The 17066-nt window shown below is 68.8% G+C and carries 18 protein-coding genes; 14 read left to right on the plus strand and 4 right to left on the minus strand.

Features of this window, described 5'->3' with window-relative positions; all coding sequences use genetic code 11:
- Window positions 1–1374: an L-serine ammonia-lyase gene (locus BLQ14_RS07410; protein ID WP_092499744.1), complete on the minus strand. Its 1374-nt coding sequence runs from the start codon at window positions 1372–1374 to the stop codon at window positions 1–3.
- A gap of 115 nt (window positions 1375–1489) precedes the next feature.
- On the opposite strand from BLQ14_RS07410, the gene BLQ14_RS07415 reads away from it, so the two are divergent.
- Window positions 1490–1837 (plus strand): antibiotic biosynthesis monooxygenase family protein, encoded by a 348-nt coding sequence (locus BLQ14_RS07415; protein WP_092499746.1) that lies wholly within the window; start codon window positions 1490–1492, stop codon window positions 1835–1837.
- A 3-nt stretch (window positions 1838–1840) separates the two neighbouring features.
- On the opposite strand, the gene BLQ14_RS07420 is transcribed toward BLQ14_RS07415, so the two are convergent.
- Window positions 1841–2206 (minus strand): YbaN family protein, encoded by a 366-nt coding sequence (locus tag BLQ14_RS07420; protein ID WP_092500211.1) that lies wholly within the window; start codon window positions 2204–2206, stop codon window positions 1841–1843.
- A 153-nt stretch (window positions 2207–2359) separates the two neighbouring features.
- Between BLQ14_RS07420 and rpiA the strand changes: the two genes are divergently transcribed.
- From rpiA to BLQ14_RS07450, 6 genes are all read left to right on the plus strand, one after another.
- The gene (gene rpiA, locus BLQ14_RS07425; protein ID WP_092499748.1) at window positions 2360–3148 is read left to right on the plus strand and encodes a ribose-5-phosphate isomerase RpiA; all 789 of its coding nucleotides are present in this window, start codon (window positions 2360–2362) and stop codon (window positions 3146–3148) included.
- A 77-nt stretch (window positions 3149–3225) separates the two neighbouring features.
- Complete coding sequence (gene gor / locus BLQ14_RS07430; RefSeq protein ID WP_092499750.1) at window positions 3226–4590, plus strand: glutathione-disulfide reductase; 1365 nt, start codon at window positions 3226–3228, stop codon at window positions 4588–4590.
- A gap of 74 nt (window positions 4591–4664) precedes the next feature.
- On the plus strand, window positions 4665–5810 hold the full coding sequence (gene hflK / locus BLQ14_RS07435) for an FtsH protease activity modulator HflK (protein WP_092499752.1): 1146 nt from the start codon (window positions 4665–4667) through the stop codon (window positions 5808–5810).
- Window positions 5811–5826: 16 nt separating this feature from the next.
- Complete coding sequence (hflC, locus tag BLQ14_RS07440; protein ID WP_092499754.1) at window positions 5827–6735, plus strand: protease modulator HflC; 909 nt, start codon at window positions 5827–5829, stop codon at window positions 6733–6735.
- Between the two features lie 9 nt (window positions 6736–6744).
- Window positions 6745–6942: a DUF2065 domain-containing protein gene (locus BLQ14_RS07445; RefSeq protein ID WP_176759531.1), complete on the plus strand. Its 198-nt coding sequence runs from the start codon at window positions 6745–6747 to the stop codon at window positions 6940–6942.
- Window positions 6943–7174: 232 nt separating this feature from the next.
- Window positions 7175–8563, plus strand: coding sequence for a DegQ family serine endoprotease (locus tag BLQ14_RS07450; RefSeq protein WP_092500213.1), 1389 nt, complete (start codon window positions 7175–7177; stop codon window positions 8561–8563).
- A gap of 83 nt (window positions 8564–8646) precedes the next feature.
- Here BLQ14_RS07450 and BLQ14_RS07455 read toward each other — a convergent pair whose 3' ends face one another.
- Together BLQ14_RS07455 and BLQ14_RS07460 are read right to left on the minus strand one after the other, a co-directional pair.
- Window positions 8647–9219, minus strand: coding sequence for a peptidoglycan-binding domain-containing protein (locus BLQ14_RS07455; RefSeq protein ID WP_092499756.1), 573 nt, complete (start codon window positions 9217–9219; stop codon window positions 8647–8649).
- 84 nt (window positions 9220–9303) lie between these two features.
- Window positions 9304–9678, minus strand: coding sequence for an OB-fold nucleic acid binding domain-containing protein (locus BLQ14_RS07460; RefSeq protein WP_092499758.1), 375 nt, complete (start codon window positions 9676–9678; stop codon window positions 9304–9306).
- A 131-nt stretch (window positions 9679–9809) separates the two neighbouring features.
- Between BLQ14_RS07460 and BLQ14_RS07465 the strand changes: the two genes are divergently transcribed.
- The 7 genes from BLQ14_RS07465 to ftsZ all read left to right on the plus strand — a co-directional run bounded on the left by BLQ14_RS07465 (window position 9810) and on the right by ftsZ (window position 16993).
- Entirely contained in the window at window positions 9810–10133 is a 324-nt protein-coding gene (locus BLQ14_RS07465; protein WP_092499760.1) for a 2Fe-2S iron-sulfur cluster-binding protein, read from the plus strand.
- Window positions 10133–10837, plus strand: a complete 705-nt coding sequence (locus BLQ14_RS07470) for an FG-GAP repeat domain-containing protein (RefSeq protein WP_092499762.1) — start codon at window positions 10133–10135, stop codon at window positions 10835–10837. Before BLQ14_RS07465 ends, BLQ14_RS07470 begins: the two co-directional genes overlap by 1 nt.
- 147 nt (window positions 10838–10984) lie before the next feature.
- Window positions 10985–11917, plus strand: coding sequence for a UDP-N-acetylmuramate dehydrogenase (gene murB / locus BLQ14_RS07475; RefSeq protein WP_092500214.1), 933 nt, complete (start codon window positions 10985–10987; stop codon window positions 11915–11917).
- 37 nt (window positions 11918–11954) lie between these two features.
- Window positions 11955–12878: a D-alanine--D-alanine ligase gene (locus tag BLQ14_RS07480; RefSeq protein ID WP_092499764.1), complete on the plus strand. Its 924-nt coding sequence runs from the start codon at window positions 11955–11957 to the stop codon at window positions 12876–12878.
- Entirely contained in the window at window positions 12866–13786 is a 921-nt protein-coding gene (locus BLQ14_RS07485) for a cell division protein FtsQ/DivIB (protein ID WP_092499766.1), read from the plus strand. The genes BLQ14_RS07480 and BLQ14_RS07485 overlap by 13 nt, the downstream gene beginning before the upstream one ends.
- The gene (gene ftsA, locus BLQ14_RS07490; protein ID WP_092499768.1) at window positions 13783–15120 is read left to right on the plus strand and encodes a cell division protein FtsA; all 1338 of its coding nucleotides are present in this window, start codon (window positions 13783–13785) and stop codon (window positions 15118–15120) included. The genes BLQ14_RS07485 and ftsA overlap by 4 nt, the downstream gene beginning before the upstream one ends.
- 187 nt (window positions 15121–15307) lie before the next feature.
- Window positions 15308–16993 carry a cell division protein FtsZ gene (gene ftsZ / locus BLQ14_RS07495; protein WP_092499770.1) on the plus strand — a complete coding sequence of 562 codons (1686 nt, stop codon included), beginning with the start codon at window positions 15308–15310 and terminating at the stop codon, window positions 16991–16993.
- The last annotated feature ends 73 nt before the right edge of the window (window positions 16994–17066 follow it).

A 17066-nucleotide genomic window follows, 5' to 3' on the forward strand; every position in this document is an offset into this window, starting at 1 on the left:
TCAGCAGTTGGGCACGTTGACGGCGAGCCCGCCCAGCGAGGTCTCCTTGTATTTCTCGCTCATGTCATGGCCGGTCTGGCGCATGGTCTCGATGCAGGCATCCAGCGGCACCAGATGCGTGCCGTCGCCGCGAAGCGCAAGCGAGGCGGCCGAGACGGCCTTGATCGCCCCAAGCCCGTTGCGCTCGATGCAAGGCACCTGCACGAGCCCCTTCACCGGGTCGCAGGTCATGCCGAGGTGATGTTCGAGCGCGATCTCCGCGGCGTTCTCCACCTGCTCCGGCGTGCCGCCCATCACCGCCGCAAGCCCCGCCGCCGCCATCGCCGCGGCCGAGCCCACCTCGGCCTGACAGCCGCATTCGGCGCCCGAGATCGAGGCGTTGTACTTGATGAGCCCGCCGATCGCCGCCGCGGTCAGCAGGAACTCGCCCACCCGCGCCGCGCTCGCCCCCGGCACATGGTCAAGCCAGTAGCGGATCACCGCCGGCACCACCCCCGCCGCGCCATTGGTGGGCGCGGTGACCACCTGCCCGCCGGCGGCGTTCTCCTCGTTGACGGCCATCGCATAGACGGCGATCCAGTCGTTGATGGTGTGGGGGGCCGTGAGGTTCATGCCGCGCTCGGCCATCAGGCGGCGGTGGATCTCGCTCGCGCGCCTTTGCACCTTCAGCCCGCCGGGCAACTCGCCTTCGGCTGAAAGCCCCCGCTCCATGCAGGCCCGCATCACCTCCCAGATGCGCTGAAGCCCGCGATCGAGCTCACCCGCGCTGCGCCGCGTCAGCTCGTTGGCCCGCTTCATCGCCGCGATCGACAGGCCCGAGTCGCGCGCCATCTGGAGCATCTCGGCGGCGCTGCGGAAGGGGTAGGGCACGGGCGTGCCCTCGTCGCGGTCCCGGCCCGCGGCCAGCTCCGCCTCGGTCATCACGAAGCCGCCGCCGATCGAATAGTAGGTCTCCGAGAAGATCACGTCCCCCTGGGCGTCGGTGGCCGACAGGATCATGCCATTGGCGTGGCCGGGCAGGGTGCGCTCGTAATCGAAGACGAGATCGCGCGCGGGGTCGAAGGCGAGCGGCGGAAAGCCCGGCGGCGTCACCTCGCGGCGGGCGCGGATCTCGGCCAGCGTGGCCTCGGCCCGGTCATGGTCGTAACCCTCCGGCGTGAAGCCGGCGAGGCCAAGGATCACCGCCCGGTCGGTGGCGTGGCCGACGCCGGTGAAGGCCAGCGAGCCGTGCAGCGAGGCGCGCAGACCGCGCGCGGTGAAGGGGGAGGCGGCGAGCGCCTCGAGAAAGCGTGCGGCGGCCACCATCGGCCCCATGGTGTGGGAGGAGGAAGGCCCCACACCCACCTTGAACATGTCGAAGACGGAGACGAACATGAGCCGCAACCATTCCTGAGCAGTCTCCTGCGGTTTTGCCAGAGCGGCGCCACGGGAAAGGGATGGATTGCGACATGGCGCGCGCCGAATCCGGTGCCACAGCAGGGAGAGTAGCATGATTGCGGTGATATTCGAGGTGGAACCGGCCGAGGGGCGCAAGCAGGAGTATCTCGACATTGCCGCCGAGATGCGCCCCCTCATCGAGGAAATCGACGGCTTCATCTCGGTGGAGCGCTTCCAGAGCCTCGTCAATCCGGGCAAGCTCCTGTCGCTCAGCATCTTCCGCGACGAGGCGGCGGTGGCGGAATGGCGCAACCGCGCCGCGCATCGCGCGGCGCAGGCGAAGGGGCGGGAGGGCATCTTTGCGGGCTACCGCATTCGCGTGGCCCAGATCATGCGCGACTACACGATGGAAGACCGCGCCGAGGCCCCCGAGGACAGCCGCCAGGCGCTGGACGGTTGAGGCTCAGCCGTCGCCCGGCTCCGGCCGTGTCAAGATGAAGGCCGCGGCCCCGCCCATCGCCAGCCCCTGCAGTGCGAGCGCCCAGAGCGGCAACCCCAGAAGGAGCGAGAGCGCGAAGACAGCGAGCATCGCCACGACCGCCGCCCGCTTGGCGCGGGGGGAGACGGCACGCTCGGCCTCCCACGCGCGGATGTGCGGGCCGAAATGGGCATGTTCCACGAGCCAGGCGCGCGCCCGCGGGCTGCCCTTGCCAAAGAGAAAGGCCGCGAGCAGCATGAAGGGTGTCGTGGGCAGACCCGGCAGGACAATCCCCAATACGCCGAGTCCCACGGCCAACCATCCCAGCGAAAGCCAGATCAAGCGCCCCATGTTTCGCGCCTCCTCGCCTGTCATCTGCATGCTCCGACCGCCGGCTTCAAGATCATCCCTTTTCAGGATGAACGGTGCCCTGCACGTGCGAATCCCCCTCGCCCAGCCGCGCTCCATTTCCTATAAGCGCGGGCGAGAAGGAGGACCGCGCCCATGTCTGCAAATCTTTCGCCCATCGACACCGCCAAGTTTGTCGCCGCGAGGCGGGCCGTGGAATATGTCGAGGATGGCATGAAGGTCGGTCTCGGCACCGGCTCCACCGCCGCATGGATGGTGCGCTGTCTGGGCGAGCTGGTGCGCGAGGAGGGTCTCAGGATCGTCGGTGTTCCCACCTCCAGCCGAACGGCGGAGCTGGCGCGCCGGGTCGGCATCAAGGTGGTCAGCCTCGACGAGGCCAAGTGGCTCGACCTGACCATCGACGGCGCCGACGAGGTGGACCCGGCGCTCAACCTCATCAAGGGCGGCGGCGGCGCGCTTCTGCAGGAGAAGATCGTCGCCACCGCTTCCGACCGGATGATCGTGATCGCCGACGCCTCCAAGCATGTGGAGACGCTCGGCGCGTTTCCGCTGCCGGTGGAGGTCATCCCCTTCGGATGGCAGACCACCAAGGCGCTGGTGGAGGAGACGCTCTCGGGGCTCGATGTGCTGGGCCACTCCACCACGCTCAGGCTCAACGGCGAGGCGCCCTACGTCACCGACGAGGGCAATTTCATTCTCGACCTGCACCTCAAGCGCATCGGCAACGCCCGTCAGACATCGCTGGTGCTGAACCAGATCCCCGGTGTGGTCGAGAACGGGCTGTTCATCGACATCTGCGACATCGTGGTGACGGGCCACGGTGACGGCAGGGTGGTGATCAACGACATCAACACTGGCCTGCGCGAGGAGGAGCGCCTCGAAGTCGTGGAGAGCGAGAACATCTTCGCCGATCTCGACGACTGACCGTGGGCATCGGGGCGTTGGCCTTTGTGCGCGCCTGTGCGATACCCCCCGCGTGAGGCTGCAGCGAGGAGGCGCGGGTGAGCGCGTTCGACTTTGATCTGTTCGTCATCGGCGGGGGCTCGGGCGGGGTGCGGGCCGCGCGCATGGCCGCCGAGCGCGGCGCGCGGGTGGCGCTGGCGGAAGAATACCGCATGGGCGGCACCTGCGTGATCCGCGGCTGCGTGCCCAAGAAGCTCATGGTCTTTGCCTCCGAGCTGGGCGAGGCGGCAGAGGATGCCGCGCGCTATGGCTGGCAGATCGAGAAAGGGGGCTTCGACTGGCCGGGGTTTCAGGAGCGTCTGGCGCGCGAACTCGACCGGCTCGAAGGCATCTACCGCGCCAACCTGCAAAAGGCGGGCGTCACGATCTTCGACCAGCGCGCGGTGCTCGCCGACCCGCATACGGTCCGGCTCGCTGATGGCTCGAGCCACACCGCCGCGCATATCCTGGTCGCCACGGGCGGCGCCCCCTTCAAGCCCGCCGAGACGCCCGGCATCGAGCTTGCGATCACCTCGAACGAGGTGTTCCAGCTTGCGGCCCTGCCGGAGCGCATCCTGATCGTTGGCGGCGGCTATATCGCCTGCGAGTTTGCCTGCATCTTCAACGGCCTTGGCAGCCATGTGACGCAGTATTACCGCGGCGCGCAGATCCTGCGCGGCTTCGATGACGAAAGCCGCGGACATCTGGCCGAGCTGATGCGCGCGCGGGGGATCGACCTGCATGTGGGAACCGATGTCGAATGGTTGCGCCCCGAACCGGGCGGCGGCATCCGCGCGCGCGCCTTCGACGGGCGCGAGGCCGTATTCGACCAGGTGCTCTATGCAACCGGGCGCAAGCCCAACACCGCCGGGCTCGGGCTCGAGGAGGTCGGCGTTGAGCTCGGCCGCTGGGGTCAGGTGATCGTCGATGACTATTCGCAGACTTCGGTTCCTTCCATCTATGCGGTGGGCGATGTCACCGACCGGGTCAACCTCACGCCCGTGGCCATTCGCGAAGGCGCGGCCTTCGTCGAGACGGTCTTTGGCGGCAACCCGACGAAGCCCGATCACGAGAACGTTCCCTCGGCCATCTTCACCCAACCCGAATACGGAGCGGTCGGCATGACCGAGGAGGAGGCGCGCGAGGCGGGGCCGATCGAGGTCTATTGCGCCTCCTTCCGCCCGATGCAGGGCAGCTTCATCGGCCGGGAGGAGCGGGCGCTCTACAAGCTCATCGTCTGCCGCCGGAGCCGGCGCGTTCTCGGCTGCCACATCATCGCGCCGGGGGCGGGCGAGCTGATCCAGCTTGCCGGGATCGCGGTGAAGATGGGCGCCACAAAGGAAGACTTCGACCGCACTGTTGCGGTACACCCGACGATGTCGGAAGAGATCGTATTGATGAAAACACCGGTCAGGACGGCTTGAAATCGGGGCGCCTGCCCACAGGTTTCAGGTTCACACGACGCGACACGGACAGGACAAGCACGGAAAGGCAGACCATGGCCACGAATGGCGGAGGACCCTGGGGCGGCGGCAACCGCGGTGGCGGACGCGACGGAGGTGACCGCGGAGGCGGCCGCCGCCCGCCGGGCGAGGGCCCGCAGATTCCCGAAATCGAGGAGATCGTGAAGAAGGGGCAGGAGCAGCTGCGCGTGCTGATGGGCGGGCGCGGCGGTGGCGGCCGTGGCGGCGGGACCGGAGGCGGCGGCGGCGACGGTTTTCGCCTGACCCGCGGATCGGTCACGCTCGGCATTCTCGCGCTCATCGCCGCATGGCTCTGGGCTTCGCTCTACACGGTGAAGCCCGAAGAGCAGTCGGTTGAGCTGTTCCTCGGCCGCTACTCGGCCACCGGCAACCCCGGCCTCAATTTCGCCCCCTGGCCGGTGGTCACCTACGAGATCGTGCCGGTGACGCGCGAGCAGACCGAGAACATCGGTGTCTCCGGCACACGTCGGGCCGACTCGGGGCTGATGCTGACCACCGACGAGAACATCGTCGATCTCGACTTCCAGGTGGTCTGGAACATCTCCGACCCGGCGCGCTACCTTTTCAATCTTGCCGATCCGGTTGACACCATCCGCGCGGTCTCCGAGAGCCGCATGCGCGAGATCATCGCCGCCTCGGAGCTGGCGCCGATCCTCAATCGCGACCGTGGCATCATCGCCTCGCGGGCGCAGGAGCTGATCCAGCAGACGCTCGACGAGTACGACTCGGGCATCCGCATCATCCGCGTCAACCTCGACAAGGCGGACCCGCCGGCGGAGGTGATCGACGCGTTCCGCGAAGTGCAGGCCGCAGAGCAGGAACGTGACCGGCTCGAGCGGCAGGCCGATGCCTATGCGAACCGCGTTCTGGCGGGCGCGCGGGGCGAAGCGGCCGCGCTCCTTGAACAGGCCGAAGCCTATCGCGCGCGGGTCATCAACGAGGCGCAGGGTGAGGCGAGCCGCTTTCTCGCGGTGTTGATGGAATATCGCAACGCACCCGAGGTCACGCGCAAGCGGCTCTATCTGGAGACGCTCGAGCAGGTGCTGGGCGAGGTCGACAAGGTGATACTCGACAACGATGTCACCGGCGCCGGGCAGGGCGTGGTGCCCTATCTGCCGCTCAACGAGCTGCGCTCGGGCGCGGCGAGCCGCGGTCAGTGAGCGGGAGAAAGAGACCATGAACAAGACGCGACTCATCATCCCCGCAATCGTCGTGCTGGCCTTTCTGGGCCTCAGCTCCGTCTTCATCGTTGACGAGCGCGAGAAGGCGCTGGTCCTGCAGTTCGGCCAGATCCGCGCGATCAAGGAGGAGCCGGGGCTCGGCTTCAAGATCCCGCTCATCCAGGAGGTGGTGAAATACGACGACCGCATCCTGTCGCTCGACACCCCCGAGATCGAGGTAACCCCGGCGGACGACCGCCGTCTGATCGTTGACGCGTTTGCGCTCTACCGCATCGACGATGTGCGGCAGTTCCGCCAGGCCGTCGGCGTCGGGGGACTGCGGACCGCCGAAGACCGCCTCTCGGGCATCCTCAACGCCAAGGTGCGGGAGGTGCTCGGTTCGGAAGACGTGACCTCGAACACCATCCTGTCCGAGGCGCGCGCGGTGCTCATGGAGCGCATCCGCGACGCGGCGCGCGAGCAGGCCGCGGCGCTGGGGCTCAGGATCGTCGATGTCAGGCTCAAGCAGACCTTTCTGCCCGAGCAGAACCTCGCCGCAACCTTCGCGCGGATGCGGGCCGAGCGCGAGCGCGAGGCCGCCGACGAAGTCGCCCGCGGCGAAGAGGCCGCGCAGCGCGTGCGCGCCCAGGCCGACCGCTCGGTGGTGGAGATCACGTCAAAGGCGCAGCGCGATGCGGAGATCATCCGCGGTGAGGCCGACGCCGAGCGCAACCGCATCTTCGCCGAAGCCTATGGGAAGGATCGGGAGTTCTTCGAGTTCTACCGCTCGCTCACCGCTTATGCGCGGGCGCTGAAAGGCGAGAACTCGACGCTCGTCATCACCCCTGACAGCGCCTTTTTCAACTATCTCGAAAGCCCCGAGGGTGGCGGCGCCGATCGCCCCGCGCCCGCCGTGGCGGAGTGAACGGGGCCGATGCTGGCCACGGTCATTCTTGCCATCGGGCTTGTCTTCATCGTGGAGGGGCTGGTGTTCGCACTGGCCCCTTCGCGCCTTGAGGAGATCCTTGCCATGCTGGCGCGGCTGCCGCTGGAGACGCGGCGCCTGATCGGGCTTGGCGCCATGACGCTCGGGGTGGTTCTGGTGGCGCTTGCCCGCAGTCTCGGGGCGTGAGCGCGGTGAGCGGCGGACGCGCACGGAATTTCACATCCCCTTGAACTCTTGCACGAAAGATTGCCGCGTGGTCAGCTGCGCCTATCTGCCAGCGCACGAGCAAGAACCGGCGCCCGCGCCGAAGCCGCGGCGCCCAGATCGTGAGGAGAACGGAGTGAAACCGATCGCACACCCCCCCGGCCGCCTCGCAGGCGGCATCAGAGCGCTCTGGTTGCTGACCCTCGGGCTGGCAATGGTCGTGGCCCAGGCGGCCAGCGCCGTGGCCCAGGCGGCGCCACCGAGCTTTGCCGATCTCGTCGAGCGGATCCAGCCCGCCGTCGTCAACATCTCCACGAGCCAGACCGTGGCCACCAGCACCGAACCCGGTCCGATGGTGCCGCCGGGCTCGCCTTTCGAGGAGTTCTTTCGTGACTTCCTCGACCGCAACCAGAACGGCGATCGTCCGCGCCGTCCCCGTCGCGCCGCGGCGCTCGGCTCGGGCTTCGTGATTTCGGAGGATGGCTACATCGTCACCAACAACCACGTGATCGAGGGCGCTGACGAGATCACCGTGGAGTTTCTTGGCGGCGAAACCCTTGATGCCAAGATCGTTGGCACCGACCCCAAGACCGATATCGCTCTGCTCAAGGTCGAGGCAGACAGACCGCTTCCCTTTGTCCGCTTCGGTGACAGCGACAAGGCACGCGTCGGCGACTGGGTGCTGGCGGTGGGCAACCCGCTCGGGCAGGGGTTCTCTGTCTCGGCTGGCATCGTCTCGGCCCGCGGCCGGGCGCTCTCGGGCACCTATGACGACTTCATCCAGACCGATGCCGCCATCAACCGCGGCAACTCGGGTGGCCCGCTCTTCAACATGGATGGCGAAGTGATCGGCGTGAACACGGCGATCCTGTCGCCCACCGGCGGTTCCATCGGCATCGGCTTCTCGATGGCGTCGAACGTGGTCAGCAAGGTCGTCGACCAGCTGATGAAATACGGCGAGACGCGCCGGGGCTGGCTTGGCGTGCGGATTCAGGACGTCACCCCAGACCTTGCAGAGGGCCTCGGTCTTGACGAGCCGCGCGGCGCGCTGGTCACCGACGTGCCGGAAGGGCCTGCCAAGCAGGCCGGCATCGAGCCGGGTGACGTGATCGTGGCCTTCGATGGCGAGGAAGTCGACAACACCCGTGAGCTGGTGACCCTCGTCGGCGACTCCGAGGTCGGCAAGACCGTGCGCGTCACCGTCTGGCGCGATGGAAAGACCCGGACGCTTGCCGTGACGCTGGGCCGGCGCGAGGAGGCCGAGCGGGCCATGCCGGCATCCGCTCCCTCGAACGAGCCGATCGAGAAGGAGATCCTTGGCGTCACGGTTGCGCCCATGACCGATGAGCTTGCCGAACAGCTCGGTCTCGAGCCGGGTTCCGAGGGGCTGGTGGTGAAGGATGTCGATCCGGCCTCGGCCGCCTACGAGAAGGGGCTTCGCGCAGGCGACGTGATCTCCGAAGCGGGCCAGGCTCCGGTGAAGAGCGTGCGCGATCTCGAAGAGCGTGTCGCCGAGGCACGCGAGGCAGGGCGCAAGTCGGTGCTGCTGCTGGTGCGGCGTCAGGGCGAGCCGCGCTTCCTCGCCCTTCCCGTGAGCGAGTAGAGCGGCGGCGGAAAATCGTCCCGCTCGGGCTTGAGGGGCGCCTCCGGGCGCCCCTTTTCATTGTCCCGGTGCCACGGCGGTCGTCAGCCGGGAAGGTCCGTCGGATCGGGGTCGAATTCCGCCGGGGCTTCCTCGGGGCCGACCTTCGCCAGCCCGAGCCGCCGCGCCGCGGCCAGCGACAGCACCGCGCTGTCGAGCCCGAACTGGCGCTGATAGGCCCGCACTGCGCGCCGGGTGCGGGCGTCGATCTTGCCCGTGACGGCGCCATGGTAGAAGCCGCGCGCGGCCAGAGCCCGCTGCAGGGAGGCGATGAAATCGGGGGTCAGATCCTCCTCGCAGGGGATCTCGAACCACAGCTCCTTGCGCGGCCGCACGATCTTCTGCCGCTTTTCGGTGCGGTAGACGGCCGGATAGAGCACGCTGCCATCCGAGCCAAGCTGGGCTGGCTGCACCAGCGTCTGTTCGGTCACGGTCTCTATGACGGCAGGCGCCACGTCGCGCGCATAGCAGCGGCCGTCGACGGTTTCGGTGAGCGTAGCCGGTTCCGTGCGCCCGACCTCGGCGATGCCACTGAAGGCGAGCGGCCCGCTTCCCCCGGAGCAGCCGGCCAGCACGAGAGCCACGGCGACGGTGCCAGAGGAGCGCCACTTGCGCATCTTTCTCCTGCTCCTGCCCATAGGCCCGCGCTCCCTACATGCCTTGCGGCGGAGCTTAGCGCCGATGCCGCGGCCGGGCCAGCGTCAGTCTGGCGGCTGTGCCAGCCGGTCCAGAAGCCATGAGAGATCCTCCACATGCTCGGCCAGCACATGGCTCACGCCGCCCTCGCGCTGCAGACGCCCCGTGACCCGCAGAAGCCGCCCGGCAATCACCGCGCGGCGGAAGCGCTCATAGACATGGCGCCAGACGATGACATTGGCCACGCCGGTCTCGTCCTCCAGCGTGACGAAGATCACCCCCTTGGCGGTGCCGGGTCGCTGGCGCACGAGCACCAGCCCCGCCACCGTCACCCGCGCCCCGCCCGGCACCTCGCCGAGCCGGCCATGGGGCAGGGCGGCCGGCGGGCGCGGCCAGAGAGAGGGCAGGGCAGTCCGCGTGGCGGCAGGGGGTGCAGGCATGAGAACAATAATAGAACATGTGCCATTTCCCGCAACCCGGTCCGAAGGGTGGCAAATCCCCCGCGATTGCCCTATCTGACGGCCGGAAGCAGACCAGGGCCGCCGCAGCCCGGCAGGCGAAGAGGAAGCACATGCCGAAGATCACCTATATCGAGCACAACGGCACCGAGCATACCGTCGAAGTCCCCGTGGGGCTGACGGTGATGGAAGGCGCGCGCGACAACAACATCCCTGGCATCGAGGCCGATTGCGGCGGCGCCTGCGCCTGTTCCACCTGCCATGTCTATGTGCGCGAGGACTGGGTGGAGAAGCTCCCGCCCAAGGAGGCGATGGAAGAGGACATGCTCGATTTCGCCTGGCAGCCCGACCCGAAGCGCTCGCGCCTGACCTGCCAGATCAAGGTCACCGAAGAGCTCGATGGCCTCGTCGTGCAGATGCCCGAACGGCAGATCTGATGCTGCGCGCGGCAACCCTCCTCATTGCCGCCACGTTTGCCGCTCCCGCCGCTGCCCAGACGATCACGAGCGCGCACTACACCGAGCCCACCACCCGCTACCCCCACGGCGTGCTCGGCGACACGCTCGAATGGGGCGCGCTCACGCTCACCCTCTCCGACGGCAGCGCCCGCCACATTCGCCTGCCGCAAACCCGCGTCTTCGAGGATATCACCCCGCGCCTTTCCGACATCGACGGCGACGGCGCGCCCGAGGTCATCGCGGTGGAAAGCGACAGCGCAAGGGGGGCGCGGCTCGCCATCCTCGACGAGAACGGGCTTGTCGCCGCCACCCCCTTCATCGGCCGCCGCTTCCGCTGGCTGGCACCGCTTGGCGCCGCCGACCTCGACGGCGACGGCGCGGTGGAGATCGCCTGGATCGACCGGCCGCATCTGGCAAAGACCCTACGCGTCTGGCGCTACAGCGGCGGCCGCCTTGTCGAAGTCGCGCAACTTCCCGGCCTGACGGCGCACCGCATCGGCGAGCCCTTCATCTCGGGCGGCATCCGCGACTGCGGCGACCGTCCCGAGATCATCACCGCCGATGCGGGCTGGACCCGTGTAATGGCCACGCGGCTTGACGGCGGCCGGCTCGTCGCCCGCCCGCTCGGCCCGCTCGACCCCGGCCGCACCACGCTTCACGCCGCGCTCGCCTGCCGGGACTGAGCCCCTCTCTCTCACCTTGGGCCAAATACCCTCGCCGAAGGCACGCGCGCAGCGCGCGCGTTCCCTTGCACCGGCGCTGCCGCGCGGCTACCACGCCGGAAACACGGAACGCCGTCCATGCCAGAGCCTTTCCCGCCGCCCGATCAAATGCCGCCCGTCCGCGGCACGCTGACGCCCCTGCGTCCGCTTGCCGATCTCACCTGGCTCAGGGTCGGCGGGCCGGCAGACTGGCTGTTTCAGCCCGCCGACGAGGCCGACCTCGCCGCCTTCCTCGCCGCCCTGCCCGCCGAGGTCCCGGTGTTCCCGATCGGGGTGGGTTCCAACCTCATCGTGCGTGACGGAGGCATCCGCGGCGTGGTGATCCGGCTCGGCCGCGGCTTCAACACGATCTCGATCGACGCCGAGGCCGGCACGGTCACCGCCGGTGCCGCCGCGCTTGACGCCCACGTCGCCCGCCGCGCCGCGGCCGCAGGGCTTGACCTGACCTTCCTGCGCACCATCCCCGGCGCCATCGGCGGCGCGGTGCGGATGAACGCCGGATGCTACGGCACCTATGTCGCCGATGTCTTCCGTTCCGCCCGTGCCGTCACCCGCGAGGGGCGCATCGTCACGCTGGGGCCCGACGATCTCGCCTTCGCCTACCGCCAGAGCCGCCTGCCCGAGGGCTGGGTGCTGACCGAGGCGCGCTTCACGCCGCCGCGCGGCGCGCCGGAGGCGCTCGAGGCGAAGATGGCCGAGCAGATCGCCCGGCGCGACGCCTCCCAGCCCACGCGCGAGCGCACCGCCGGCTCCACCTTCCGCAATCCCGCGGGGTTTTCCTCCACCGGCCGGCCCGACGACAGCCACGAGCTGAAGGCCTGGAGCCTGATCGATGCCGCCGGCATGCGCGGGGCGCGCCGGGGGGGCGCGATGATGAGCGAGAAGCACCCCAACTTCCTGATCAACACCGGCGACGCCACTGCCGCCGATCTCGAGGGGCTTGGCGAGGAAGTGCGCGAAAGGGTGTTCCAATCCTGCGGGATTCGGCTAGAGTGGGAGGTCATAAGGGTCGGCGAACAAGGACCGGCCCGGGAAAACTGAACAGGGGTCCGCAGAAGACCCTTTCGACGAGGCAGACGTGGCGGGCAGATCGGGCAGAGATGCTCCCCGTGTCGCGGTGTTGATGGGCGGTGCCTCTGCCGAGCGTGAGGTGTCGCTTTCCTCGGGGCGTGAATGCGCCGCCGCGCTCAGGGGCGAGGGATACGAGGTGGTCGAGGTCGATGCCGGCCGCGACCTTGCCGAGCGCCTTGACGAGATCGCGCCCGACGTCGCCTTCAACGCGCTGCACGGCCGCTGGGGCGAGGATGGCTGCGTTCAGGGCCTGCTTGAGTGGTTGCGCATCCCCTACACCCATTCGGGCGTTCTGGCCTCGGCGCTGGCGATGGACAAGCAGCGCGCCAAGGCCGCCTTCCGCGCCGCCGGCCTGCCGGTGGTGGAAAGCATCCTTGCCCCGCGCGAGGAGGTCGAGGCGCGCCACGTGATGCCGCCGCCCTATGTGGTCAAGCCCAACAACGAGGGCTCCTCGGTGGGGGTCTACATCGTGCATGAGGCGGCCAACGCCCCGCCGAAGCTCGGCCCGGAGATGCCGCCTGTGGTGATGGTCGAGGCCTATGCGCCGGGTCGTGAGCTGACCGTGACGGTGATGGGAGAGCGCGCGCTCACCGTCACCGACATCGTCACCGACGGCTGGTATGACTACCACGCAAAATACGCGCCCGGCGGCTCACGCCATGTGGTGCCAGCCGAGATCCCCCGCGATGTCTTCGAGGCCTGCCTCGACCACGCGTTGCGCGCGCACCGGGCGCTCGGCTGCCGCGGGCTCACCCGCACCGACTTCCGCTGGGACGAGTCGAAGGGCCTTGCCGGGCTCGTGGTGCTCGAGCTCAACACCCAGCCGGGCATGACGCCCACCTCGCTCAGCCCCGAACAGGCAGCGGTGTGCGGGATCTCCTTCGGCGCGCTGTGCCGCTGGATCGTGGAGGATGCCTCATGCGACCGCTGAGCGGCAGACCTTGGCGCCGCGGCGGGGCGCGGCAGGTGGCTCCGGCGCGGCGACGCGATCCGGCGCCGTCGCGTCTGAGCTACCGTCTGCAGCGGCTGTGGCTCACTCCGAGCTTCCGGGCGCTGGTGGTCAGCGGCCTGCCGGCCTTTCTCGTGGCCTTCACGCTTGGCAACTGGCTGTCCGATCCGGCCACGGTGGAGGCGATGCGTGCACGGCTTGAGGAATTGCGCGCCTCCATCGCCGCGCGTCCCGAGTTTGCGGTGCGGATGATGGCCATCGACGGCGCATCCGACGAGCTGGCGCAGGACATCCGCGAGATCCTGCCCATCGACTTTCCCACCTCCTCCTTTGACCTTGATCTGAAGGAGATGCGCCGTGCCGTTGCCGATCTCGACGCCGTTGCCAAGGTGGACATGCGCATTCGCCGCGGTGGCGTGCTTCAGGTCAATGTCACCGAACGGCTGCCCGCCGTGCTTTGGCGCGACGAGCACACGCTCGAGGCGCTTGATGCGGAGGGGCACCGCGTGGCCTCGGTCGCATCCCGCCTCGACCGCCCCGACCTGCCGCTGATCGCCGGGGCAGGCGCTGACCGGGCGGTGCCCGAGGCGCTCGCCATCCTTGCGGCCGCCGAGCCCATAACGGGGCGGTTGCGCGGCCTTGTGCGCGTCGGCGAGCGGCGATGGGATGTGGTTCTTGATCGCGACCAGCGCATTCTCCTGCCCGAGGCCGATCCCGTTCCCGCCCTCGAGCGGGTGATTGCTCTGGACGAAGCAACCGAGCTTCTCGCCCGCGATGTGGCGGTTGTCGACATGCGCAACCCTTCGCGACCGACGCTGCGCCTGACGGCGGCGGCGATGGAGGAGTTGCGTCGGCTGCGTGCGATTGATTCCAGGATGGTGAGCCAATGACCGATCTCTACCGGAACCAGAGGGCGATGCGGAACATGCGCCGCGCAGCGCTCCAGCGCGGCGTGGTGGCAATTCTCGACGTGGGGACCAGCGCCGTCACCTGCCTGGTGCTGCGTTTCGACGGGCCGGGGGCGCTTTCCCGCGACGATGGAGTGCGCCCTCTGGCGGGGCATTCGACCTTTCGGGTCATCGGTGCCGCGACCACCCGCTCCCGCGGCGTGGCCTTCGGCGAGATCGAGGCCATGGCCGAGGCCGAGCGCGCCATCCGCACCGTCGTGCAGGCCGCCCAGAAGATGGCCGGCGTGCGGGTCGATCATGTCATCGCGTGTTTGGCGGGCGCCGGGCCGCGAAGTTACGGGCTCGCGGGGGAGGTGGACCTGCCCGAGGGCATGGTGCGGGAGGCCGACATCGCCCGCGTTCTTGCCGCCTGCGAGGTGCCCGACTATGGGCCGGGCCGCGAGGTGCTCCATGCCCAGCCGGTGAATTTCGCCATCGACCACCGCTCGGGCCTGCTCGATCCGCGCGGTCAGGCGGGCAATCGACTGGCCTGCGACATGCACATGCTCACGGTGGACGCCCGCGCCATCGAGAACCTGATCCACTGCATCCGGCGCTGCGATCTGGAGCTCGCCGGCATCGCCTCGGCGGCCTATGTTGCGGGGTTCTCGACGCTGGTGGAGGACGAGCAGGAACTTGGCGCGGCCTGCATCGACATGGGCGGTGGGACAACGGGCATCTCGATCTTCATCAAGAAGCACATGATCTACGCCGACAGCGTCAGGCTCGGCGGCGAGCATGTCACCCGCGACATCGCGCAGGGCCTGCAGGTTCCCTGCGCCGTGGCCGAGCGCATCAAGACGCTGCACGGCGGCGTCATTGCCACGGGCATGGATGATCGCGACATGATCGAACTCGACACCGACGAGAATGCCCGTCCCGTGGGCGAGCGGCGCGTGGTGAGCAGGGCCGAGCTCATCGGCATAATGCAGCCGCGGGTCGAGGAAATCCTCGAGGAGGTGCGCGAGCGCCTCGATGCGGCGGGCTTCGAGCATCTTCCGAGCCAGCAGATCGTGCTGACGGGAGGAGGCAGCCAGATCCCCGGCCTCGAGGCGCTGGCGCCCCGCATCCTCGGCCCGCAGGTCAGGATCGGTCGGCCGATGCGGGTGCAGGGCCTGCCGCAGGCAGCCTCCGGGCCGGCCTTTGCCGCCGCCGTGGGGCTGTGCATGTTCGCAGCCTGCCCGCAGGACGAATGGTGGGACTTCGAGGTGCCGGCCGAAAGGCTGCCGGCACGCTCGCTCAGACAGGCGCTGAAATGGTTGCGGGACAACTGGTGAGTCACAAGACTGGCGAAGTGGAGCGAAATCCCGCCGAGAAGGCAGGTTTTCCGCGCTACATTTTGTGGCGGAATTGTGTTTTTCTGGTGACGAGCGGGGGGCGAGACGCTAGGATCGCCCAAAACAGGCAGGATCGGTCGCGGCGCGGGTCGAGACGGGCCGGTCACAACAGCAGGCGGACGGAGCGATGACACTCAACCTGAAGATGCCCGAAGAACATGAGCTGAAGCCGCGGATCACGGTCTTCGGTGTGGGCGGCGCGGGGTGCAACGCGGTCAACAACATGATCGCCAAGCAGCTGGAGGGCGTCGAATTCGTCGTCGCCAACACCGACGCCCAGTCGCTTGCGCAGTCGAAGGCGCCCAATCGCATCCAGATCGGCGTCAAGGTGACCGAGGGGCTCGGCGCGGGAGCGCGGCCTTCGGTTGGCGCGGCTGCGGCCGAGGAATCCATCGAGCAGATCGTTGACCACCTCGCCGGAACGCACATGTGCTTCATCACCGCCGGCATGGGCGGCGGCACCGGCACCGGCGCCGCGCCGATCATCGCCCAGGCGGCGCGCGAGCTCGGCGTGCTTACCGTGGGCGTGGTCACCAAACCCTTCCAGTTCGAGGGCGCCAAGCGCATGCGCCAGGCCGAACAGGGCGTGGAGATGCTCCAGCGCGTGGTGGACACGCTCATCATCATTCCCAACCAGAACCTCTTCCGCCTCGCCAATGAGAAGACGACCTTCACCGAGGCCTTCGCCATGGCGGACGATGTGCTCTATCAGGGGGTGAAGGGGGTCACCGACCTGATGGTCCGGCCCGGTCTCATCAACCTCGATTTCGCCGACGTGCGCGCGGTGATGGACGAGATGGGCAAGGCGATGATGGGCACCGGCGAGGCTTCCGGCGAGGACCGCGCCCGCCAGGCCGCCGAAAAGGCCATCGCCAACCCGCTTCTCGACGAGATCAGTCTGAAGGGCGCCAAGGGCGTTCTGATCAACATCACCGGCGGCTACGACCTGACGCTCTTCGAGCTCGACGAAGCCGCGAACCGCATCCGCGAGGAGGTGGACCCGGATGCCAACATCATCGTCGGCTCCACGCTCGACGAGTCGATGGAAGGCATGATGCGGGTGAGCGTGGTGGCCACCGGCATCGATGCCAACCAGGAGGTCATGGAAACGCCGGTGCCGCGCCGCCGCCTGGCCGAGCCGCTGCACAAGCCCTCGGAGGTGGAGCAGACGGTGGCTGCGAGCCATCCGGAGGCTGCCCGCGCTGCCGCCGATGCCGTTGCCGGCCACCCGCCGCAGGAACGCCATCAGGAGGCCGCTCAATCGGCCCCCGGCCTGTTCGACGCTCTCGACCCGGTGGCCGCGGCCGCCGAAGAGCAGGCCGAACACATCTTCGACGAACCGGAGGCCGCGCAGGATGATCTCCCCCCGCCGGCCTACCGTCCCGGTGCGACGGGCAGCGAGGCGCCCTACGCGGCAGCCGATGAAGAGACCCGCGACTATGCCTGGCAGGAGCCCCGCGTCGAGCCTGAACCCGAGCCGGTGGAAGAGCTTTTCGTCGCGCCGAAGCCCGGTGCGCCCTCGCCCGAGGCGCTCGCCCGCCTGCGCGCGGCGGTGCAGCGCAGTCCGGCCGCCGGGGGCGCGGCCCGCACGCTGCGCAGCGACGAGCGCGCCGAGCCAAGGGAGGTGGAAAAGCCGCGCCGGGGTGGGCTGGGCTCCCTCATCGGGCGGATGACCGGGGCAACGGGGAGCGACCCGCGCGCACAGGCGCCTGCGCGCCGGGTCGCGCCGCCGCCGCTCGAGGATGACGAGGCGCTCGACCCCGAGCAGGAGCGCATCGAGATCCCCGCGTTTCTCCGTCGTCAAGCGAACTGACGTTGCGTCAATGCGTCTTTCCCCCGCCGCGAGACCGCCGCGACGCGGCGTCGCGCGGGGGAATCTCTTGAAA

The sequence above is a fragment of the Meinhardsimonia xiamenensis genome (assembly GCF_900102905.1).
Lineage (GTDB): Bacteria > Pseudomonadota > Alphaproteobacteria > Rhodobacterales > Rhodobacteraceae > Meinhardsimonia > Meinhardsimonia xiamenensis.